At 27.5% G+C, this 23531-nt stretch carries 19 protein-coding genes and 1 tRNA gene; 18 read left to right on the top strand and 2 right to left on the bottom strand.

Annotation, left to right across the window (positions count from 1 at the left end; translation table 4 throughout):
* Window position 1: 1 nt before the first annotated feature.
* From gmk to SMONO_RS03425, 9 genes are read left to right on the top strand one after another with little or no spacing between them, the layout of a single operon-like run.
* Window positions 2-886: a guanylate kinase gene (gene gmk / locus SMONO_RS03465; protein WP_101780959.1), complete on the top strand. Its 885-nt coding sequence runs from the start codon at window positions 2-4 to the stop codon at window positions 884-886.
* A complete protein-coding gene (rsmB, locus tag SMONO_RS03460; protein ID WP_101780958.1) occupies window positions 886-2139 on the top strand; it encodes a 16S rRNA (cytosine(967)-C(5))-methyltransferase RsmB in 1254 nt (417 codons plus the stop codon). Before gmk ends, rsmB begins: the two co-directional genes overlap by 1 nt.
* A gap of 50 nt (window positions 2140-2189) precedes the next feature.
* Entirely contained in the window at window positions 2190-4640 is a 2451-nt protein-coding gene (locus SMONO_RS03455; RefSeq protein WP_101780957.1) for a hypothetical protein, read from the top strand.
* Between the two features lie 41 nt (window positions 4641-4681).
* Window positions 4682-5755: a dual-specificity RNA methyltransferase RlmN gene (rlmN, locus tag SMONO_RS03450; protein WP_101780956.1), complete on the top strand. Its 1074-nt coding sequence runs from the start codon at window positions 4682-4684 to the stop codon at window positions 5753-5755.
* Window positions 5745-6503, top strand: coding sequence for a PP2C family protein-serine/threonine phosphatase (locus tag SMONO_RS03445; protein ID WP_101780955.1), 759 nt, complete (start codon window positions 5745-5747; stop codon window positions 6501-6503). The genes rlmN and SMONO_RS03445 overlap by 11 nt, the downstream gene beginning before the upstream one ends.
* A 49-nt stretch (window positions 6504-6552) precedes the next feature.
* Window positions 6553-7563 (top strand): serine/threonine-protein kinase, encoded by a 1011-nt coding sequence (locus tag SMONO_RS03440; protein ID WP_101780954.1) that lies wholly within the window; start codon window positions 6553-6555, stop codon window positions 7561-7563.
* 1 nt (window position 7564) lies between these two features.
* Complete coding sequence (gene rsgA / locus SMONO_RS03435; protein ID WP_101780953.1) at window positions 7565-8455, top strand: ribosome small subunit-dependent GTPase A; 891 nt, start codon at window positions 7565-7567, stop codon at window positions 8453-8455.
* Entirely contained in the window at window positions 8455-9129 is a 675-nt protein-coding gene (gene rpe / locus SMONO_RS03430) for a ribulose-phosphate 3-epimerase (RefSeq protein ID WP_101780952.1), read from the top strand. The genes rsgA and rpe overlap by 1 nt, the downstream gene beginning before the upstream one ends.
* A complete protein-coding gene (locus SMONO_RS03425; protein ID WP_101780951.1) occupies window positions 9119-9736 on the top strand; it encodes a thiamine diphosphokinase in 618 nt (205 codons plus the stop codon). The genes rpe and SMONO_RS03425 overlap by 11 nt, the downstream gene beginning before the upstream one ends.
* 40 nt (window positions 9737-9776) lie before the next feature.
* Here SMONO_RS03425 and SMONO_RS03420 read toward each other — a convergent pair.
* Window positions 9777-9859 (bottom strand) — tRNA-Leu (locus SMONO_RS03420).
* Between the two features lie 63 nt (window positions 9860-9922).
* Window positions 9923-10123, bottom strand: a complete 201-nt coding sequence (gene rpmB / locus SMONO_RS03415; protein WP_101780950.1) for a 50S ribosomal protein L28 — start codon at window positions 10121-10123, stop codon at window positions 9923-9925.
* Window positions 10124-10344: 221 nt separating this feature from the next.
* Between rpmB and SMONO_RS03410 the strand changes: the two genes are divergently transcribed.
* The 9 genes from SMONO_RS03410 to SMONO_RS03370 all read left to right on the top strand — a co-directional run bounded on the left by SMONO_RS03410 (window position 10345) and on the right by SMONO_RS03370 (window position 23526).
* Window positions 10345-10656, top strand: coding sequence for an Asp23/Gls24 family envelope stress response protein (locus tag SMONO_RS03410; RefSeq protein WP_101780949.1), 312 nt, complete (start codon window positions 10345-10347; stop codon window positions 10654-10656).
* A gap of 115 nt (window positions 10657-10771) precedes the next feature.
* Window positions 10772-12415 (top strand): DAK2 domain-containing protein, encoded by a 1644-nt coding sequence (locus SMONO_RS03405; protein ID WP_101780948.1) that lies wholly within the window; start codon window positions 10772-10774, stop codon window positions 12413-12415.
* Between the two features lie 74 nt (window positions 12416-12489).
* On the top strand, window positions 12490-13242 hold the full coding sequence (locus SMONO_RS03400) for a hypothetical protein (RefSeq protein ID WP_101780947.1): 753 nt from the start codon (window positions 12490-12492) through the stop codon (window positions 13240-13242).
* Between the two features lie 26 nt (window positions 13243-13268).
* A complete protein-coding gene (locus SMONO_RS03395; protein WP_101780946.1) occupies window positions 13269-16997 on the top strand; it encodes an ABC transporter permease in 3729 nt (1242 codons plus the stop codon).
* 40 nt (window positions 16998-17037) lie between these two features.
* Entirely contained in the window at window positions 17038-17256 is a 219-nt protein-coding gene (locus tag SMONO_RS03390) for a hypothetical protein (protein ID WP_101780945.1), read from the top strand.
* A gap of 462 nt (window positions 17257-17718) precedes the next feature.
* Window positions 17719-18606 carry a hypothetical protein gene (locus SMONO_RS03385; RefSeq protein WP_101780944.1) on the top strand — a complete coding sequence of 296 codons (888 nt, stop codon included), beginning with the start codon at window positions 17719-17721 and terminating at the stop codon, window positions 18604-18606.
* 136 nt (window positions 18607-18742) lie between these two features.
* Window positions 18743-19747, top strand: coding sequence for a phosphate acyltransferase PlsX (plsX, locus tag SMONO_RS03380; protein WP_101780943.1), 1005 nt, complete (start codon window positions 18743-18745; stop codon window positions 19745-19747).
* The gene (rnc, locus tag SMONO_RS03375; protein WP_101780942.1) at window positions 19747-20439 is read left to right on the top strand and encodes a ribonuclease III; all 693 of its coding nucleotides are present in this window, start codon (window positions 19747-19749) and stop codon (window positions 20437-20439) included. The genes plsX and rnc overlap by 1 nt, the downstream gene beginning before the upstream one ends.
* A gap of 135 nt (window positions 20440-20574) precedes the next feature.
* A complete protein-coding gene (locus SMONO_RS03370; protein ID WP_101780941.1) occupies window positions 20575-23526 on the top strand; it encodes a chromosome segregation protein SMC in 2952 nt (983 codons plus the stop codon).
* The last annotated feature ends 5 nt before the right edge of the window (window positions 23527-23531 follow it).

Below are 23531 nucleotides of genomic sequence, written 5' to 3'. Positions count from 1 at the left end.
AATGAACAAACAAGGTAAAATAATCATTTTATCAGGACCTTCAGGTGTTGGTAAAGGGACAATTAACAAAGAATTAGCACAAGATAAATCATTGAACTTAGTACAATCTATTTCTATGACAACTCGTGCACCAAGACCAGGAGAAGTGGATGGTGTAAATTACTTTTTCGTTGACAAAGATGCATTCAAAGATGCTATTCAACACAATGAATTAATCGAGCATGCTGAATTTATTGACAACTACTATGGTACACCAAGAAAAACTGTTTATGACAAAATTGCAAATGGTGAAAATGTTATTTTAGAAATTGAAGTAATTGGGGCAACTCAAGTTCTTAAAAAAGAAAAACCAGAGAATTTAGTTTCAATATTCTTAATGCCACCAAGCTTAAAGGCATTGGAACAAAGATTAAGAAAACGTGGTACTGAAAAAGAAGAAATAATTAAACAAAGATTAGACAAAGCTTTATTAGAAATTCCTTTAAAACACAAATATCAATACATTATTGAAATTGATAGTGTTGAAAATGCAGTGGCAAAAGTTAAAGAGGTTTTAGCAAAAGAAAACACATTAAGTGTTGATCCTTCAACAAGTAAATACTTTAAATTAAAAACAAAAGTAGCTGAAATTGTAACTGATCAATACGAATTCTTTGTAAACAACTGAAGAGAAAATGTTAAAAAAGTTGGTGGAGATTCAATTGATCCAAGTTTTGATTTCAAAAACTATTTAGTTGAATTGTTAACTGATAAAACTTATGCACACGTATTAGCAAGTGAAGATTTAAATATTCTTGATAATTCAGAGTTTATTGAAACAATTGTTGAACACTTCATGATAGATGTTAACTTCTTTAGTATTGAACAAAAAGAATTTAAAAAATAATGAACCCAAGAAAAGAAGCGTTAAATATATTATTTGAAGTATTTATAAATAATAAGTTCTCAAATAAATTACTTAACAATCTTATAAAAAAGGAAGCTATGTCAAAAGAAGACATAGCTTTTATTTTTAAATTAGTATACGGAACAATTCAATACAAAATTTATTTAGAATATGTTGTAAATAAAGTTATAAATCAGGATAAAACAGATTTTAAAATTCAAATACTTCTTTGAATGAATTTATATCAAATCAAATTTTTAAGGTCAAAACCTTATTACGTAATAAATGAAGCTGTTGAGATAGCAAAAGAAATCAATGTAAATTTATCTGGATTAGTGAACAAAGTTTCAAAATTATTGGTCAATGAAAATTTGTGAGAAGTAGATATAAAAAATAGTCAAAACGTTTTTCCTCTTGAAAATGGTTTTCCTTTTTGGTTATTTAAAAAAATTGAAAAGGAATATTCAAAAGATTCTGCAATTGATTTTGTAAAACAATCTAATCAAGAAAGTAAAATCAGTTTAAGACTAAACACACTCAAAATTGATCAACAGGAGTTTGAAAGTAAGTATCTTGATAAATATAATTTAACTAAATCTGGTTTGGTAGATTATTTTTATTTAACAGATAAAAATATAGTAAGTGAAGAAATTTTTAAAAACGGATTTGTAACTATTCAAGACCAAACAAGCGGTTTTGCATCGTATATATTAAACCCTAAAAAAGATACTAAAGTATTGGATATGTGTTCTGCTCCGGGAGGAAAACTAACGCACCTTGCGCAAATAATGAACAATACAGGAAAAATTGATGCATATGAAATTCAAGAAAATAAAATAAGATTAATAGAAGAAAATATTTTAAGACTTGGAATAAAAAATGTAAATTTAAAATGTTTAGATGCTTTAGAAATTGAAGAAAAGAAATATAATTACATTTTATTAGATGCACCTTGCTCTGGTTATGGAGTTATAAGACAAAAACCAGAAATTAAGTTAAAAAAACGTTCTGAGAAAGAAGAAAATGATTTATTAATTTTACAAGAAAAACTTTTAGAAAAAGCCTACAAATGTTTAGAGAGTGAATCTGAACTTTTATACTCAACATGCACAATTAACAAGAAAGAAAATGAAGATCAAGTAGAAAGATTTTTAACCAAGCATGATGATTTAGAAAAAGTTTATGAAAGAGTTTTTTTTGGAAAAGAATTTGACAATGATGGATTTTATATATGTAAAATGAAAAAACTTTAGTTTTTTCATTTTTTCTTTTTTTTGTCGATAAACAAATAGAGGAGGAATATATGTTAAAAATTCTTAAACTATTATTTTTAATTTCTGGATTAAGTTCGGGGGCAAATATTGTTATCAATCAAGATGTTATAAATGCTTTTAATGGAGACTTCATTATTCAGGAAAATCATTTACAAAAATCACCATTTTATTTAATAAAAAGTTTAAATTATAAAGATGCAAGTATTAATGTTGATCAAAGAGTGGATTCTGAAGTTTATACATCTTCAATAGAAAAATTCATTTCATTAAAAGAACTACAACTTGAAGATATGGAAGATTATTGATTTGATTCTGATCTTAAATTAGATTTTACAAATATTGTAGAAAGAGATTCTAGAGGTAATAAAAAGACTTCAGTTTCAACAAATCCTAATTTATCTAAAGAAACTTTCGGATTTTCTATCAAGTTAGACAAAAGGCAAGCCTACAAGGAAATAGAAAAAGAGTATAGTTATCATGATGAATGGAATGACATTTTCATTTTTACAAAGTTAAATTTAAAATTTGAAAAGCAATATATTAATGAAAATAAGGGAATCAAAATAAGTGGAGAAATTATTGAAGAAGTTTTAATTGATAAAAATATATTAGTCAAAAACTCTAATAACAGAAGATTGGGTCAAATTTTATATGGGGGATTAATAATAAAAAATGTAGAATCAAATTTTTCTTCTAGAAAAAATGCTTTTAAAGATTCAGAACCAAAAGACTACATTCATAAGATGAAAACTAAAAACAATTATTCAATTACAAAAGAAAGATTGGCTGTAGAGTTAAAAAATGATGAGAGTTTCTTTTCGCATGTGGGTGTTGAAAATAATTCTTCATATAACGTGTCTGTCAACTATCTTTATAACGATAATTATTTTACAAATGATAAATATATCGGTTCTGTTGATATTTACGATGGAACAAAATTGGTTTTGGGAAATATTAAAGTAATTTTTGAGGGTAAAGGATTCAATGGTGAAGATGATTATATAAATTTACAATATGAGAGTAGGTTGGAAAATCTTGAAGAGAATCATAAAAAAATTATCTATTTTATATCTGAAAGATATAAAATAGATAAAAGCAAATTGCATTTTGATAAAAATGATTTAGAGAACTCAAATGCAATTAAAAATTTTAATTCAAAAAAGAACTGCATTTTCAAATATATTTTCAAAAAACCACTTGGAGGCGTTTTGATATTTAAAGTATATATCTCTCATACATATCAAAAAAGTTCTGAGTATGTAACTATGTCTAATTGAAATGAAATTGCATTTTCAACTACAAATAAAAATTATCAAGTAGACAACTTGAGAATTTTAAACCAAGGTTCTATTTTGGGAGATGATTTAATTTATAAAGAGATAAAAACATCCTTAGATAATATTGTTTTAAGAAAGGAAACTTCTGAAGATTTATTTATTTTTAATTACAAAAAATTTAGAAACATAAAAATAACAAGTAGTAACAATATCCAAGTTATAAACGAGGGTTCAGGTGTATTAAAAATTAAAGCTTTAGACATGGGGGGAGGATTTCTGGAGTTAGATTCGATAGATGCCGTTTATAAAAAGTGTATTAATATTGAAGTATTGAGAGACTTGGGAAGTTTTGATTTAGAAGACACTTTGATTAAAACAAAAAGAGGTAATGATGCTTTTGTTAAAATATTTTCAGAAAATTATTCAGATATTTTTGTTGTAAATAGAAATCCAAATGTTAAAGCTAAAATAATTAAAAATAATTTATGGGTAAACTCATCTGAAGTTGGAACTTTTGAAATAATTGTTATGTCAGATTTAACAAAACAAGAAGTAAGAGTAAAAATAATTGTAGAAGAAAATTTTGCAGAAGTCTTATTAAACAAAGATGTTTCAATTATAGAAAATGAAAAAATAGGGTTTGTTGAGTTAACAAATTTTGAAAGTCTAGAAAGTAATGAGATTAAATTAAGTTCTAATTCTGAAAACTTAATGTTTTCTAGAAATAAAGAAAGAATATCATTTAGCTCTGTTTATTCTGGAGAATATATACTAAACATAGAGTATAGAAATTTTGTAACCAAGATAAAAATTTTTGTAGTTAACGAAATATTTAAAACTGAATTAGAGATTTTTGAAGATTTCATGGAAATTGACAAATCTTCTCATGAAATTAAAAATTATGATTCCAATATAATTTTAGAAGAAATGCAAAATGGATATAGATTTATTTTATTAGATCCGCAAAAAGATGGTTACATAGAAGTGCTTAGAAATACAGGAGAATATCTTATTGTAAAAATTAATTCTAAGAAAGAAGTGGAAAATAATGAAGAAAAAACTGAAAATAAAAATATGTACGATCTCTCAAAAGTTTTGCCTTTAATATTGATACCAATAACCTTAGGGGTTTCTTTGTTTGTTTTCTTTATTCTTAAGAAAACTTATAAAAAAGGGGAAAATAAAAATAAGACTATTAATTAAACAATTATAGTGTGATAAAATATATTTTGGAGTTAATTTTTATGGAACAAACAAGTATATTTAGATACACAATTGAAGAACTGGAATATATTCTTGCTGAAAATGGATTCAAAAAATTTGCAGCAAAACAAATATATGATTGAGTCTATATTAAGATGGAGACCAACTTTGAAAATATGACTAACCTAAGTAAAGAGATGAGAGAGTTTTTATCTCAAAGATTTACAACAAACTTACTTAAAGATTTGGTTACTGAAGAATCAAAAGATGGAACTATCAAAATATTATTTATGCTTGACGATAAAAAAACCATAGAAACCGTTCTTATGCCACAAAAATACGGACAATCAGTTTGTGTTACAACACAGGTTGGTTGTAAAATGGCTTGTAAATTCTGTGCATCTGGCTTAATTAAAACAGAAAGAAATCTTTCAACTGATGAAATAGTTAGACAAATATACACAATGAATTTATTTTTGAAAGAAAAGTATAAAAATGATCCAGACAACAAAAGGGCTAGGGTTAGCCATATCGTTGTAATGGGTATTGGAGAACCTTTCGATAATTATGATAATGTACTTAATTTTGTAAAAATTGTAAATGATAAAAGAGGATTTGAAATAGGGGCAAGACATATAACAATATCTACTTGTGGTATTGTTCCAAAGATTAAGGAATTTGCAGATTTAAAAACTCAAATTAATTTAGCTATATCTTTACACGCTTCAAATAATGAGGTTAGAAATCAAATGATGCCAATTAACAGGGCGTTTCCAATAGAGAAACTATTGGATGCTGTTAGATATTATGTTGATCAAACAAATAGAAGAGTGACGTTTGAATATATTTTAATTGATAATTTAAATGACAAACCAGAACATGCAAATGAGTTGGCAAAAATAATTAGAGGAATCAATGGATATGTAAACTTAATTCCTTATAACGAAGTAGAAGAGAATCCTTATAAAAAATCTACAAGAATTGATGAATTTTTCAAAATTCTTAAAAAGCAAGGTATTAATGCAATAGTTAGAAAAGAATTCGGAGCAGATATTGATGCGGCTTGTGGTCAATTGAGAGCCAAAAGGGAAGGTGTCTTAAAAAATGAAATTTAAAAGTGCAATGCTTACTGATATAGGTAATTATAGAAAATCAAACCAAGATAATCTTGATTTTGCAACAAAAAAAACAGGAGAAGCTCTTGGGGTAGTTTGTGATGGGATGGGTGGTCACGCCTATGGAGAGGTTGCATCAAAAATTGCTGTAGAAAAATTTATTGAGTATTTTAATGAAACTGATTTGACGAAATTTAATCAAAAAGAAGTAAATAGATGATTAAGAAGCTGCGTTAACAACATTTTAACTGAAATGGTTGAATATTCAAATGAGAGATTTGAAACAAGAGATATGGGAACTACTTTAACAGCAATATTGTTTACTAGTGTTGGTGGTTTTGTGATCAATGTTGGAGACTCAAGAACTTATAAATTAGTAAATGATGAATTATTTCAAGTAACACAAGATCAAAACTTATGAAATTCAACACCAGAAGCTGAAAGAAAAGATATTCAAATGTCTGGTGTATACGAAAAAGCCAATGACTTTACTTTCTGAAAAGTTTTAACAAGTGCTTTAGGGCCACAAAAAACTTTAAGAATAGATACTTACTTTATTGAAAATCAAGAAGGAATCTATATGTTAACAACCGATGGAGTTCACGATTATATGGATGAAGAAATTACAGCTTCAACTTTGGGTAATGCAAAAGTTAAACTTAAAGATAAAGCCCACCTAATCGTTGAGGATGCAAAAGATAACATATCAACAGATAATTTATCAATTTTAATTATTGAAGCAGAGTAATTTAACTCTGCTTTTTTTGTTATTATATTATTGTTAAAGGAGCAAAAAAATGAGTAATTATGAATCTGGATCACTTATAAATGATCGATACGAAGTTATTAATCAACTTGGTAAGGGTGGAATGGCATCCGTTTTTAAAGCTTATGACTTATTTACAAAAACAATTGTTGCTGTAAAAGTTGTTGCTCCAGAAATTGTAATTAAACCAGTTGGGCAAGAAAGGTTTGAAATAGAAAAAGAGGCTTTTGCAAAGTTGGGATCAAATCCTAATGTGGTAAAACTTTTTGATATTATTCAACAAGGACAAGAATGATTTATTATTTTGGAGTGTGTTGAAGGTGGTACTTTAAAGGATAAGTTTCAAGAATTTGGCTCAATGACTCTAAAAGAACTCAAATATTATTTCTCAAAAATATGTGACGCATTATCAGAGGCTCATAAATCTAAAATAATTCATAGAGATATAAAACCAGATAATGTTTTACTTACTCAATCTGGAGAAGTTAAATTAGGAGATTTTGGTATATCTGTAATGGAGGGTTTCTCTACAGAAACCAATAAAGCGATAGGTACACCGAAATACATGCCTCCAGAAATTATTGCAGCCCAATCTCCTTCGCCACAAAGTGATATATATTCACTAGGGATAATGTTGTATGAATTTGCAACAGGAACTGCACCTTTTATAGCAAAAGAAGCAAACAAGATTGCTGCAAAACATTTAAAAGAGACCCCTACTAGTCCTAGATTAATAAATCCGGCCATACCTCAAAGTTTAGAGAATTTAATACTAAAAATGATCGAAAAAGAACCTGGACACAGACACGAATCTGTTGATGAGGTAAAAAAGGAACTTTTAAAAGTTAAATCAACAGATAATGTTAAACCATATATTTATCATAAAAAAGTAACTTTAATGATGAATGAAGGTCCAAGAACATTGAGGGTTGGAACGGCATATGATAAACTTCCAAGAACAGCAAGAACAAAGTTCTTTTTAGTGTTCTCAATCATATTTTTATCTCTGATAATAGCTCTAGTATTGGTTATGGTGCTTTAATATGAATAAAGGAATAATCTTAAAAATACTTAGTGAATATGCTTATGTTCTATTTGAAGATAATTTATATGAATGTAAGGCGACTGGAAAAATAAGACATAGCAATCAGAAACCAACAACTGGAGACTATGTTGAATTTGAGATAATAGATAAAGATAACCTTAAGGGTTCTCTTACAAATATATTGGAAAGAAAAAATGAACTATATAGACCAAGAATAGCAAACATTGATCAAGTAGTTATAATAACTTCTCTAAGAGAACCAATATTAAATACATATACTCTAAATAAATATCTTTTTTTTGTAGAATCCCTTGGAATAAAGCCGGTTCTAGCTTTTACAAAAGTTGATTTAACAGAAAAAAAAGATGAGGAATTAATTAAAGCAAAAGCTTATAAAAGTTTAGGTTATGAATGTTATTTGATTAACAATATGATTGAAACAGATGAGGAATGAATGTCTTTTTTAAAGAGTTTGGAACAAAAGACATCTGTTTTTACTGGTCAAACCGGTGCCGGAAAATCAACCACTTTAAATCATATAATTCCAGACTTATTTGAAAAAACTCAGGAAATTTCAAAAGCTTTAAATCGAGGTAAACATACAACAACCAAAAACGAATTATTTATGTATAAAGGTGCACTTATTGGCGATACGCCAGGTTTTTCGTCTTTTGAATATAAAGAAATAACTGCAGAAGAAATAGCTTTGAGTATGCAATTCTTTAAGGATATAAATTGTAAATTTAATAATTGTTTACACATAAACAACACACCTGGGTGTGGTGTTATAGAAGCTTATAAAAAAAATGTCTTCCCAGATTTTATTTATAACGACTATGTGAAGGTTCAATTAGAAATCGAAGAACAATCAAAAAGGAGAAAATATTAATGAAAAAATTTATAGTAGCTCCAAGTATTCTTACTGCAAACTTTCTTAATTTAAAAGAAGATTTAGATAAGCTTAAAAAAGCTAAGATAGAATGAATTCACTATGATGTTATGGACTATAACTTTGTTCCAAATCTATCTTTTGGTCCAAAAATACTTTCTGACATAGTAAATGAATATAGTTTTAAAATGGATCTTCATTTAATGGTTAAAGTTGTTGATTTAAGTATAGAAGAATATTTAGAACCCTTTCTATTAAAAAATGTTGAACAAATAACAATGCATTATGAAGCTTTAAGCGAAACACAAATTGAAGAATTTATTAATTTCTGCAAGTCAAGAAAAATTAAGGCATCTCTTTCCATTAATCCAGAAACAGAGGTTTCAAGTATTAAAAAATATCTTAAATATATTCAAAATATCCTTGTTATGAGTGTTAAACCTGGTTTTGGTGGACAAAAATTTATAGAAAATTCATTGACAAAAATTTCTTCATTAAAAGAGATTAGGGAAATGAATAATTATTCATTTCTTATTCAAGTTGATGGGGGTATAAACGAAAAAACTTTAAAACTTGTTCAAGAAGCCGGGGTTGACATGATAGTTGCTGGAAGTTATTTGGTTGGTTCAAATGTAAAAGATTTAGAAGAAAGAGTATCAAAAATTGAAGGATAAAGCCTTAATAGTTATTTCAAAAACCAATGTTAACTTAAAAGCATTTGAAAATAGTTATTTAATTGTAGGTGTTGAACGAGGTTGTTTGGATCTTATTGAAAAGAACATAAACATAGACTTATCAATGGCTGACTTTGACCAAGTAACAGAAGAAGAATTGAAACTAATAAAAAATAATAGTAAAGAATTTAATAAATTAAATCCAGAAAAGGACTTTTTGGATGGAATTGCTGTAATTGAAGAATTAAAAGCAAGAGGTTTTAAAAAAATAACAATGGTTGTTAACCCATCAAAAAGATATGATATGAATTTAACTATTATTGAATATATTTTTAAACACGAAATTAAAATAATAAATGATGAATCTGTCATATTTAAGTTAAAAAAGGGTCAAAACGAAATTGAATTCAATAACTTTCAAGATTACACATACGTTTCTTTATTCAGTTTAAAAGACAATATAATTACTATTGAAGATATGAAATATGAGGTAAATGAAGTTGAATTAAAAGCTTATAACTCGTTTGCTTATTCAAATCAATTTATTTCATATGTAAATCCTAAAATAAACTTAAAAGAAGAAGCTATGATTATAATGACAAAATAAAAAGCAGATTACTTATGTAATCTGCTTTTTATTTTCAATCTGGTGCCCTCTATCGGAGTCGAACCGATACGATTTCTCGGCAGATTTTGAGTCTGCTGCGTCTACCAATTCCGCCAAGAGGGCATTACCAATAATAATTATATATAAAAAAAAGAAACTTAGAGAAGTTTCTTGATTTATTGTAGTTTATTTTGCTAACTGGTTGTTCTTTTTCAAAGTTCTAAGTGTTCTGGCTGAAACTTTTAAAGTCATAACTTTTCCATTTTCATCCATAACTTGAACTTTCTGTAAGTTAAGGTTTCATTTTCTTTTGCTGGCATTCATAGCATGTGATCTTGAATTACCTGACAAAGGACCTTTACCTGTTAAACCGTCTTTTCTTGCCATATTTTTCACCTCGGACTTATAAATAATATAATAATTAATTCTAAAATACAAGAAGATATTTAAAATATTACCTATAAATAATGAAACTTTTACACCTTATTAGTTTAAAAATTAAAACTTATAGTGTAAAATAATTTTGTACTAGTTTGAAACGTGACATCATGATTACGTATTACCCTGAATTAGATAGCAAACACTTATTACTTTTATGGAGGTTCTTTATGGTAGAACAAAATATTTTAGATTCAATAGCAGAAGCTATAGTTACTGTTCCTGGGGTTGCATCATTTGCTAATTTTGCAGCTAAATCAGCTTCTGAATTAAAAACTCAAGATATTTCAAAGGCAGTTGAATTAACTTCAGCTGATACTACAGATAGAGTAAAAGTGCATGTGATTTTAATCAATGGAGTTAATATTCGTGACGTTGTCAAGGAAGTTCAAATACGCGTAAAGTATGAGTTAGAGAAACTTTCTCAATTCGTGCGAAATTATATTGTTGATGTTGCTGTAGATGACCTTATTGTTCTTTAGAACAATATATATTTATAGGCATTGACTTATGATCTGGCAAATAGATATTTGCAATTTTTTATTATTTTTTATTTAAAATATAAAGAAACAATATAGTTTAGAGGGTGACAATACTATGAAAGATGCACAAATTTTAAAAGGTATGATAACAAGTGGGGTTAATAATTTATATAATAATTATCCACACATAGATAAGTTAAATGTTTTCCCTGTACCAGATGGTGATACAGGAACTAACATGAATTTAACTTGTACCAATGGATTTGCTGAAATTGAAAATGAAGACTTTGAAGATGTAGGTACATTAATGGCCAAATTTTCTAGAGGTCTAATAATGGGAGCTAGAGGAAACTCTGGTGTTATCTTCTCTCAAATTATCAAAGGTTTTTCAAATGGAATGAAAGGCAAAGAAAATTTGGATTTAGATACCTGAAAGGATTCTTTCTCAAAAGCTAAAGAGGTTGCTTATGCAGCTGTTATGAAGCCAGTTGAAGGAACTATTCTAACTGTTATTCGTGAAACAAGTGAATTTGTCTGCTCTATTACAGAAGATTTATCTCCAGATGATTTCTGAGATAAATTAATTGTGGCTGCGAATGCATCACTAGAAAGAACTCCAGAATTACTACCAGCTCTTAAAGAAGTGGGCGTTGTTGATAGTGGAGGATATGGTTTGGTTAAGTTCCTTGAAGGAATGCAATATTTTATTCAAAAACTAAAACCAATTGCTAAATTAAAAAAACTCGAAGAAAATACAGGGGCTAATATTGAAATGGCCATTGAGGATGAATTTGGTTACTGTACAGAAGCCATTGTTATGCTTAATGACGATTACATTGATAAACTAGAAGTTGACACGGTAAGAAATACATTTGAACAATATGGAAATACATCAATTGTTGCTGTAGTGGATGCTGATATTTTAAAAATACACACTCACGCATTAATGCCTGGACAAGTATTATCATATTTACAACAATTTGGAGAATTCAAAACAATTAAAGTAGAAAACATGACTTTACAAGCAGACAAACATGTGGCTAACACTGCAGATGATTCTGGAGCAAGATCAACAGCTCAAAAACAACGTACATTGAAAAATGAAGTTGCAACAATTGCTGTTGTTAGATCAAAAGGTATGGAAGACTACTTCAAAAATGAATTGAGTGTAGACTACGTTATTGATGGTGGTTCAAAAATGAACCCATCAACAAAGGACTTTATAAAAGCCATTGAATCAGCTGATGCTAAAACAGTTTATATATTCCCAAATGACTCAAACGTATTATTAGCTGCAAAACAAGCTAAAGACTTAGAAAAAATGTCTAAAGTGGTTGTTATAGAAACAAAAACTATTCCTCAAGGAATTACTGCATATCTAAACTTAGATACTGATGAAAGTCCTAAGAAAAATGAGGCAAACATTTCTAAGGCACTTAAAAATGTTGTTTCAGTTTCAATTAACAAAGCAGCAAGAGACGCTACAATCGAAGGTGTAAACATCAAAACTGGTGAATACATGATGACCGCTGACAAAAAAATTACAATTTCAACTAAAACTTTAAATGATGTCTTTACTAAATCATTGTCAAAATTCATTACATCAAAAACTGAAATTTTAACAATCTTTACAGGTCAAGATGCATCATTTAAAGATATTAACGATCTACGTAAATACTTAGATGAAAACCATGATGTTGAGTACGAAGTGATAGATGGACGTCAAGAAGTTTACTCATTCATTATTGGTATAGAATAATTAAAAATGATTCTTTTAGAATCATTTTTTTATTCTTGATGAGATATAATATTTTAAGTTTGGAGGAAAATAAAATGAATTTATCAGTTAAAAACACCAAAAATAGAACTTTTTTTTATATGGTAATAAATCTAATAATAGTTTTATTGTCTATTTTTTCCTCTATGGTACTTATTAAAATTTGTTTGACCAACAATCTTAAAATATCAAATTATTTATTAACATTTGGATTATTTGATATAGGTTTTTTTATAATGTTTATCTATATTTATAAATTAATTAATTATTTTTCAACACTCAATTATATTAAAAAAATTAAATTAAATCAGGTTAATAATAAATTGTTCAATGATTTAATAAAAACAATAAAATTAGATTTAAATCCAACAACTTATTTGGTGCTTGGTGTCTCTGTTTTTGTTATTTTTGTATATATGATTTCTGAGGGTTCAAAAGACCCTTTGGAAATGAGTAAAGTATTTATAATAAGAAAATTGGTTTGATCTTTAATTACTTTTGTTTTAATGGAATTCATTAGTGTAACAATAATTTTTGGAATACTTAAATTAATTAAGGATACAAAACTGAAAAAAATTTACGTTAAAAAAATGATTATGAAGCTACAATTTATTTTCATTAAATTAATAAATTTTTTAGAATCAAGTTTAACAAAAGTTAAAGCATTTACGCTTTATATTTATAATTTAAAAATGAAACAATTTCATGCTTATGATTTAATTCAAAAGAACAGAATAGCTATTGCTAAAAGTGATTTTTTAATAGAGGAGTTAAAGGGGAATTGTCCTCCGAGTTTTTCATTTTTTTAATATTTTTAATTAGAAAGGAATAAAAAATGAAAAATATTTTTAAATCTTATATGAAAGCCTTTATTAAGGCCTGAGTAGAGACTTTGGGAACAATAGTTTTTTTAATGATCTTTACAATGCTTATTTTTGGTATGCTTTCAACTCCATTACAGTTGTCTCTAAAATCAACTGGAGTTAAAAAGCAAACCAATTTATGACAGCAACAATGAGAAGGTAATGGTTATTTAGATGACACTTTTGTAGAAGAATATATTTTAAATAATAAGGAAATCAAATTTAACTATGAAGGAATTGAATTTGTTCTACCAAAAGTTGATGGTCGATGATTAACTTCAGGTATTGAAGCATTATTAGATGAATATGCAAAGGCAATTGTAGAAGAATCATATCCAAACGAAACATTACCTGAAGAAGAAAAAAAACAAATGATTTTGGAAGAGAAAATAAGTGCTATACAATCACTTATTTGAATATATTCTAAAAATGGAGATGAAGTTGAAAGAACAGAACTTCAAGTGGGTAATGAAGAAAAAACTTTTAAAGTTGGAGATATTTTCACACCAAATGCTAAAAAAATGATTTCTAGTGAAAGTAGTTTTGAAAATAGAGATTTAAAATCATTTGTTGTAGCATGTATTTTAAATCAACTAGAAAACCAAAGCTCTAATAAATTTGAATATGAAACTTTTATTAAGATGAGCTTCAATATGAAAAAAAGTTCGTTATCAAATACCCAACACTTCACATATAGTGTTTCTAATGCAAAGGCATTGACAAAGGGTGTAGATAAAAAAAATAGTGATATTAACAACTTAGTTTTACAAGAAGGAAGATTACCTTCTGAAAATAACGAAATAGTTATAAGTGATTCTTATGCAAAAAACCAAAATAAAACAATTGGAGATAAAGTTCTGCTTGGAAATAACTGAGGAGAAGAAAAAGTCGGTGAATTTACTATTGTAGGTATTGGATTAAAATATTCAACACTTACTCCTAATGGTTTTAATTCATTTGGAGATTCTATAAAAGATTATGGCCAAATATTCTTAAATGACTCATTCTTTACAGATGAAGATGGAGAATATACATTTAATAAATTATTTATGGGCAGTGAATTCAATTTCAATGGCATAGGGGATTTTAAATTAAAATTCTCTTCAGAATTTTATATATCAAAAAATGAATTTTATGATATTAACGAATTATTCTCTCAAACTATAAAAGTGGATGGAAGTTCAAATGATGTAAATATTTTTGTTCCAGGTACAAACTTATTTAGAGATTTGAAGAGTCACTCCACAATTGATAAACTAACAAGTTTATATATAATTACTTGAATATATGTTGTTATTGGATCAATTTTATTTATTTTAGGATTTATGTTTGTATTATTTGTTCTTAAAAAAGAAATAAATAATACAAGAAAACAACTAGGGGTATTCAAGTCTCTTGGTTATAAAACACAAGAATTAACATGAGTCTTTTCTGTAAAAACATTTTTAACAATGATTGTTGGAATAGGGATAGGTTATATTTTATCTTTTCCATTCCAAATAGATTCAGCAACAAAACAATTTAACACATTTGTGAGTTTTGATTATCAAACAATATATTCAAATCCATTATTCTTATTTATTCTTATTTTAATTGTTCCAATTTTATTTGCTGGATTAAGTTACTTGATTATATTTAAATTCTTAAATGAAGGGGCATTATCTCTATTGACTGTTGGTCCTAAAAAATCAAAAGCCGACTACATTGTTTTGGCTTTAAAAATTGTATTCTTCCCAGCACTTATTTATTCGTTCATTAATTGAATGGTTTTAAAAATTCTAAAAAGTAGAAATAAAGGATTTAATTTTAGAATGCAGCACGCATTTGTTTCTGCAGGAAAAGGTAAATTTGCATTAATTATGGGATTATTTATTTTTAGTTCATTCTTATTTACATTACAATTAAGAGCTATGCCTGTAATAAAAAATATGATTGAAGGTGGTTATAACATATACACCAAAGAAGTAAATCATACTTATAATTTATCTAATATAAATCCATTAACTCAAAAAAATGGAAAAATAGTTAAAGATTTTAGAAAATCTAACTATGATGTTAAATTTACAAATATAAATGATCAAGAAGTTGAAAAATATGTAAGAGAAAATAACAAAGATTATGAATACACAAATAATTTTTCAAAATATATGAATGTCATTGCAAAAGCAAGAGATGAGGCTAAAAACACAAGTTATTGAGAAACTAATAAAGCTGAAATATCAATGATGCTATATGCAGCTGCTTTGATAGCACCTTTAGATAAAAGTGTTGATCAAAATGTTGATTATACAAAGATAAAATGACCTTCAGAAATTCCTGATAGCTCAATTTTAAAGGTGAAACCAATAGATATGAGCGGACTATTCTTAAATGACTTTGGAAAATTGGCTTGTGTTTCTCCATTGTCACTGGGTAATTCTAAGTTAGGTTCTTATACAGGGAGTTGTAATGATGTTGAAAGTTTTAAAATTTATTTAAATAAACTAATGCAAAATGAAGCAGAAGAAAGTTTTAATAGTAATTATGCAAACAATATTTCACTACCTACAAGCAAGCACTTTTTAACTTTATTAAGTACATTTATGAAAATGGAGAGTGGAATAAATTCATTGATAAGTGTTAATGAAATATTATTTAATGGTAACAAAGAAGCATTCCAAACTGTATTGCCATATTATGTAAAGAATAATAGTGATGTGGATATCGAAAAAGCTTCAATTAAATTAATTGATACAAGTGAAAAAATGGGTGGAAACGTAAGAAGTGTTGTCAATTTAGACTCTGTTAGTGAGTCTCAAATGCAATCGCTAACAGAAGAAAATAAAGAATATGTGAATGCAATTATTTCTTATAGGCTTTCAAAAGTTTTAGATAAAGAAATTGGAGACACATTCAAAATTAATATTGGTAAATCAATTGTATTACCCATTAAAGTTGCTGCGATTAACGCAAATGACACATTAATGCAAGATATTTATGCTGATTATTGAACTACTATGAAATTCATAAACGGATCAGATCAAGATGAAAGTGAAATTCCCTTATTCAATACAATGATAAGTTCAAAAGTAGCAAGTGATGGAAAAATTGATTTAACTGATATTGCAAGTTCTATGAATTCATTTAAATATTCAAGAGATACATATGCAATTGCATCAGAAGAAAATTCTCCATGATTAGCAGACGTATTAGCTCCGAAAGTTGGAGGAATTCCTGAAGGGCCAAAAAACACTTTATTAATAACAAGCCCATCAGTCATTACATTACCAATATTAAAATCGGTTATTGACCAATTCCTGGGGAAAATGACTAATTCAATGTTGATGTATATATTAATTGACGTTGTATTGTTAATAATATTATTGATAGTGATTATGAACATTATTATTACTGACTCTATAAATGTTATTACAATTATGAGATCACTTGGTTATACAAATGGTCAAATAAATTGAATGGTTATGGGTAAATATGTAAGCGGAGCTGCAATAAGCTACATCTTTGCATTTATAGCATCAATTGGGGTTTGAAAGTTTATACAATCCTTTGTATGAGCGAGATTCTCTGTATTAATTGCTTTACCGTCATTACCTTGAATACCATTTGTTTCAGCAATAATATTAGGTGCAATTCTTTATATTGGTTGAATGGCGGCTATGCTTCAAATCAAAAAGCGTCCTCTAACATTGCTAGTGAGCTAACAATTGGGTATAATATTTCTATACACAAGGGGGTATAAGTATGCCATTACCAAAACAAAGTAATCAATCATCTAGTGATGTTTGTTGTCCTGGTGGAGCACATAACTGCTACACTTGTAGAGTGTGTAGCGGTTCATTCCATGGGTGTCAAAGTTGTTTAAAATGTATAGGTTGTCAAGTGTGTATGTCAAAACAATGTCCTTGTTGCGACAAAGGAAGTGCAAGACAACAAGAAAACAAAGCTAAATATAAAAAATAGGACATTAATTTTTTTGATTTATATACAAAATATGTAAGTGAAAATTTTCAAAAAATAGACAAAATATAAAAAAAGTACTTTTACAAGTACTTTTTTTATATTCGAATTTTTGAATATAAAAAATTTTAAATAGCAACTAGTTGAAATTTACAGTAATTTATTATTGGTGTCAGTTGAAAATATTTATTTAAAAATAACTTTAAAAATTAAAATACTGTTATTTAATTTTTAAAGTAATGTATTTTTGTATTTAATAATTATTATTTTTTATTTTTAACAATTATTAGAAATTGTAAAAATTTTTATATCAACTTAAAATAAATTTTTAATTATAAATCACCTAATTAATTGACCTTTGAATACTATTTTTGATATGTCAACTATTATAAAACATTAAAATAATAATATACTTACATTTTTAAAGGTGGTAGGGTGGGTAAGTGAAAGAAAGGAAAAAAGTATATGTTAAAACTTTTAAGTCTTATAGGAACTTTAGGGGTTTCTACTTCTGCAATCACACCAGTTATTGTGATGAATGAGCAAACAAGAGAAATTAGTTCAAAAAGTGTTGAGCAAGGAATTATTAGAATTAATGTTGATAATTCAAAACACTTTGACAGTGATGGAAAAATAGTTCCTTCAACTCACGATTACAAAGAAGTCCTAATAAAAGCTATAGACCAACAAAGGGCTTTTAATAAAGAAAACAACGTAACTAACTTTAAAATAACAAACAGTATTACTAGATTACCTGGAATTTCATTTGATGGGTCTTTACAAGTTGGAAGACAACTTGCAAAGCTTATTAATGCAAATGAATATGAGGTACTAAACATGAATGTTACAGTTGCAAAATTAGATAATTGAGGAAACTATACATATGCAATTGGGTATGAAGCAATAGCTGATGGAGAAATGGTTAAAGAAGATCTTTATGGTTACCAAAGACTACAATCACTTGCTGATTTCCAAATAAAACCAGGATATAACATGGTATTTGATACAGAATATACAATTTCTGAATCAATAGACTATACTGATATAGAATTTAATTCAAATATAAGTCTTCCAAACTTGGGTATTGACTTTTTAGCAAGTCAAGTAATTGAAATGTTCAATTATCAACCAAATAATTTAAATAAAAACGCAATTGACTATATTAATTTAGTATTAAATGTAAAAATTTCAAATGCAAATGCTTTAAATGTTTATAAAGCTATAAACAATAATGGAGTTTATGAAATGGGAGAAATCATTTCAAATAATGAAATGGTAAAAGATGAATATTTTTATGTATCATTTAACTCAAGTGATGCCAGCGGAACATTTAATATGCTTATTAAAAAATAATAAAGCTTATAAATTTTTAAAAATAAAAAAATGATTTTAAAAAATCATTTTTTTATTTTTAAACTATCGGTTTCACTATTATTTGCTTTAAATTGCAATTGTAGATATAATCTCTAAGTAATAGGAGAAAATCAAAATGGAATATAAAGTAATAGCGTTTGACGTTATGGGTTCGGATAATGGTTTAATTCCAGCAGTAGATGCTGCAATTAAACTTTTAGGTGAGCAAAAAGATTTAAAAATAATTTTTGTAGGTAATGAAGAAGCTTTAAAAAAAGAACTTTCATCTAGAAAGCACAATCCAGATCAAGTAGAAATTAAAAATGCCACTGAGGTTATTGAAATGACTGATGGCATTATGGATATCAGAAGAAAAAAAGATTCAAGTATGGTAAGAGCACTTGAATTGGTTAGAGACGGAAAAGCGCACGGCATAACAACGGGTGGTGCAACTGCTCCGTTTATAGCTGGATGCCATTTTATTATCAAAAAAATGGATGGTATCGAAAGACCTGGCTTTATGCCAGTTATCCCAACAAATGTGAAAGATAAAACAACGCTTTTACTAGACGTAGGGGCAAATTTAGAATGTGATCCAGAAGATTTAGTAAACTTTGCAATAATGGCAACAGCCTACTCAAAAGCTGTTAAAGGTATTAAAAATCCAACTGTTGCATTATTAAACATTGGAGAAGAAAAATCAAAAGGTTTAGAACTTCATAAAGAGGCATATAAACTATTAGAAGCAAACAAAGAAATTAATTTTGTTGGTAACCTGGAATCACGATACTTAGTAAATGGACAAGTGGATATTATAGTAACTGATGGATATTCAGGAAATATTGCTTTGAAAGCACTTGAAGGTATGGGTAAAACTTTATTAAACGAAATTAAATCGGCAATAACAAAAACTTTATTTAGAAAATTAGCTGCATTAAGACTAAAAAAAGCATTTAAAGAAGTGGCTGCAAAATTTGATTATAAAAATCATGCCGGAGCTATTTTATTGGGTGCAAACAGCATTGCATTTAAATCTCATGGTTCAAGTGATAAGACTGCTTTTTATGCAACTTTAAAAATGACTTACAATGCAATTAAAAATGACGTTGTTAATAAAGTTAAAAAGGCTTTGGTTGAATAATGGATATAAGAAGTTTTCTATTGAAAGAATTTTCAATAGAGGTTAAAGAAAAAAATTACTATTATGAAGCTTTAACTCATAACTCTTTTTCAAATGAAAATAGACTTGCTAAAAACTACCAAAGATTGGAATTTTTGGGAGATGCAATTTTGCAGTTAAGAGTCAGTGATCGCCTTTATAAAATGTTTCCTAAATCAAATGAGGGGCTATTAACTAAATATAGAAGTTCTATAGTTAAACAATCAACTTTAGCTGAACTTTCTAGAAAAATTGGGTTAGGCAAATTCATTAGATTAGGTGTTGGAGAACTTGAATCAAAAGGATATGAAAAGGATTCTATTTTATCAGATATTTTTGAATCAATTACCGCAGCTATTTATTTAGATCAAAGCGAAGAAGTTTTAAGTGAATGATTGGAAAAAACTATTTTTAGTAGTTTTGTAATAGATCAATTCCTTGATAAATCACATGATTTTAAATCTGAATTACAAGAGTTAATTCAGTTGGAGATGAGAAGCGAGTTAAAATACGTAACAATAGATAGCAAAAAATTTAAAGATAACACTACTTCATTTACAGTTAATGCTATTCTGGATGGGATGGTTTTTGGAACTGGCGAAGGAAGCAATAAAAAGCAAGCCGAACAAGAGGCTGCAAAGAATGCTTTGTCTAAAATTAAAAAAAATAAATAAAGGCTTTAGAACCCTATTAATAAAGGGTTTTTTGTTTTTTTAATAATTGAAAAAAATTGTACTCATGCAATTAAATCTATATAATGATTTTGTTATATAGGACGGCTATATACGATTACACGAGGTAAAAAAACAATGATATTCTTAAAAAAAATTGAAGCGTATGGGTTCAAATCATTTGCTGAACCAACTACTTTAAATTTTGATTTTTCAATGACAGGGATTGTGGGTCCTAATGGTAGTGGTAAGTCTAACATAAACGACGCTATCATGTGATGTCTTGGAGAACAATCATATAAATCATTACGTGGTGATTCAATGGATGACATTGTATTTTCAGGAAGTAGTGAAAAGAAACCATTAAATATGGCAGAAGTTACCCTTGTATTCGACAACAGCACTAGAGCTTTTAGCTCACTAGATTATAATGAAGTATCAATTACAAGAAAATTTTTTAGATTAACTAAAGAATCAGAATACTTTATAAACGGAAGTAGAGTTCGTTTGAAAGATATTCAAGATGTTGCTTTAGAAACTGGATTAACAAAATCAAGTTTAGCAATTATTTCTCAAGGTTCTATTAGTAACTTTGTTGAATCAAAACCAGAAGATAGAAGAAGGCTTTTTGATGAAGCAGCGGGAGTTGCTCGCTATAAAAAAAGAAAAGAAGAAGCTATTAGAAAACTTGTAAGATCTCAAGAAAATCTAGACAGATTAAACGACATAATAAATGAAATTGAAAGAAAATTACCAACTTTAAAAAGACAGTCTAAAAAGGCTATTTCATATAAAGAACTTTTTGATGAGCTTAAAAAAATTGAAGTTTCAGTTTTGGTGAATGATATTAAATTATACAAGCAAAAAATAATTGAATTAAATGAACAAAAAACTGAATTAAAAATTCAAATAAGTTCACTTGAAAAAGAAATTAGCAAAAAGAGTGAAGAATTTAATGGAATTTCTCAATCGAACTATAATAGTGAAAAAGAATTATCAAAATTAAATAAAGAATTTACTAAAATTGTTGAAAAAATAAGTGAATTAAAAGTTTCTAGAATTACATTAGAATCTAAAAAAAGCAAAGTTGATATAGATGATAAAGAATTTAAATCTTCTGATTTAAAAAACAAATCTAAGGAATTAGAAATCAGATTGGAAGCTGAAGAACAAAAGCTTGCAAAGTTATTAAATGATAAAGTTGAGAAAAGAGAGAAGCTTGAAGCTGCTAGTGGTAAACGTTTCAAACTTAACCAAGAATTAGATGGAATTAGAAAGCAACTTGCAAAAACAGAATCTAGTTTAGAAACTTTATTGGCAAGAAAAAACTCTATGGATAACTTGTTTGAAGGGGTTAAAAATGTTCTTGAAAATAAAAACTCACTTTCAGGGATAGTTGGAACCGTTCAAGACTTAATAGTTGTTGAAAAGGAATATGAAATTGCTATTTCAACTGTTATTCAAAGCGGATTACAAAACATTATTATGAAATCGACAAGTGATGTTAAAGTTGCAATTGAATTCTTAAAAAATAATAAGGCTGGTCACGCTACTTTCTTACCTTTAGATAACTTAAAACCAAGTTTTATAAACAATGAAACAAGATTTATTATTCAAAAATCAAAAGGATTTGTTGGTTTTGGAAATGAAATTGTAAAAATAGAAAAAAAATATCAAGTAGTATTAGATTACTTATTATCAAACTATTTAGTTGTTGAAAATTATGATGATGCTATTGAACTTTCAAAAGTTACAAACAAGAGATATCACATTGTAACATTGGATGGTCAAAGAATCTTGCCTCACGGAGCTATAGTTGGGGGAAGTAGAAAAAATAAAAGTGTTATTTTAAATGACTCAAATCAAATTCAAGATTTAGAAAACATTAAAAAAGAACTTGATGAAAGAGAAAATTTAATGTCAAAAGAAGTTGGTTCATTAAGTGACGAAATTGAGGTTCTTCGTGAAGAGCTGGCTGAAATTCAGACAGCTATCGGAGCTTCAAGACACTCATCTGAATTAATTGAACGTGAATCAAATGAGATTAAAGAAGAATTTAGAGTTATTACAGGAAAAGAATTAAATGGTGGAGAACAAGAGTTCCAATCTGTTGATGAACAAATTATTAAAATAATTTCTGAAATTTCTGAACAAGAAACAAAAAAAGATGAAGTACAACAACAAATTAATGTTATTAGATCTCTTAAAGATAAATCAAACGAGAGGCAAAACAATTTGAACTCAATTATTAATGAAGATAGAGGAATGTTGAATTCATTGAAAGATAAATATTCAAACCTGAATTCTGATGGAACTTTAATGTTTGAGAAACAATCAAATGCAACAGCGAGATTGGCTCAAAATTATAGCCTAACTTATGAAGCTGCATTAGAATTAAATACTAATGTCAATGAAACAGAAAGCGAAGTTAGAGATAGAATTAATTACTTGAGAAAAGAAATTAATTCATTAGGTAATGTTAACTTAGATTCAATTGAAGAGTACGAAGAAGAAAATTCAAGATATCAAACATATGTTGAACAAACTCAGGATGTACTTGAATCAATTAAAAACTTAAAAGATGCAATTGGTGATATGGATCAACAAATGATAATTCAATTTAAAAAAATTATCAAAGATGTTAATGCCGTATTACCAGATACTTTTGCCACATTATTTGGTGGTGGAACTGCATCTATAATTTATACTAATCCAGACGATATTTTAAATACAGGTATTGATTTAAAAATGTCTCCTCCAGGTAAAAAAATTGCCAACTTAAATTTATTGAGTGGTGGGGAAAAATCAATGGTTGCATTGTCAGTGTTATTTTCAATATTAAAAGTAAAACCAATTCCATTAGTAATTTTGGATGAGGTTGAAGCACCGCTGGATATTGCTAATGTGGAACGTTTTGCAAAATATATCAAAACATTTACAACAAATACACAATTCATGATTGTCACTCACAGAATGGGTACAATGGAAAACTGTGATACATTATTTGGAGCTACAATGGAACAAAAAGGTATTACCAAGCTTGTTCAAATTAAATTAGTTGAAGCAAAAAAATTATCAAACACAAATTAGCATTT

The organism is Spiroplasma monobiae MQ-1, assembly GCF_002865545.1.
In the GTDB taxonomy this organism is placed as follows: domain Bacteria; phylum Bacillota_I; class Bacilli_A; order Mycoplasmatales; family Mycoplasmataceae; genus Spiroplasma_A; species Spiroplasma_A monobiae.
Note: the sequence above shows the minus strand (reverse complement) of the source record. Positions and strands in the feature narration are given on the sequence as shown.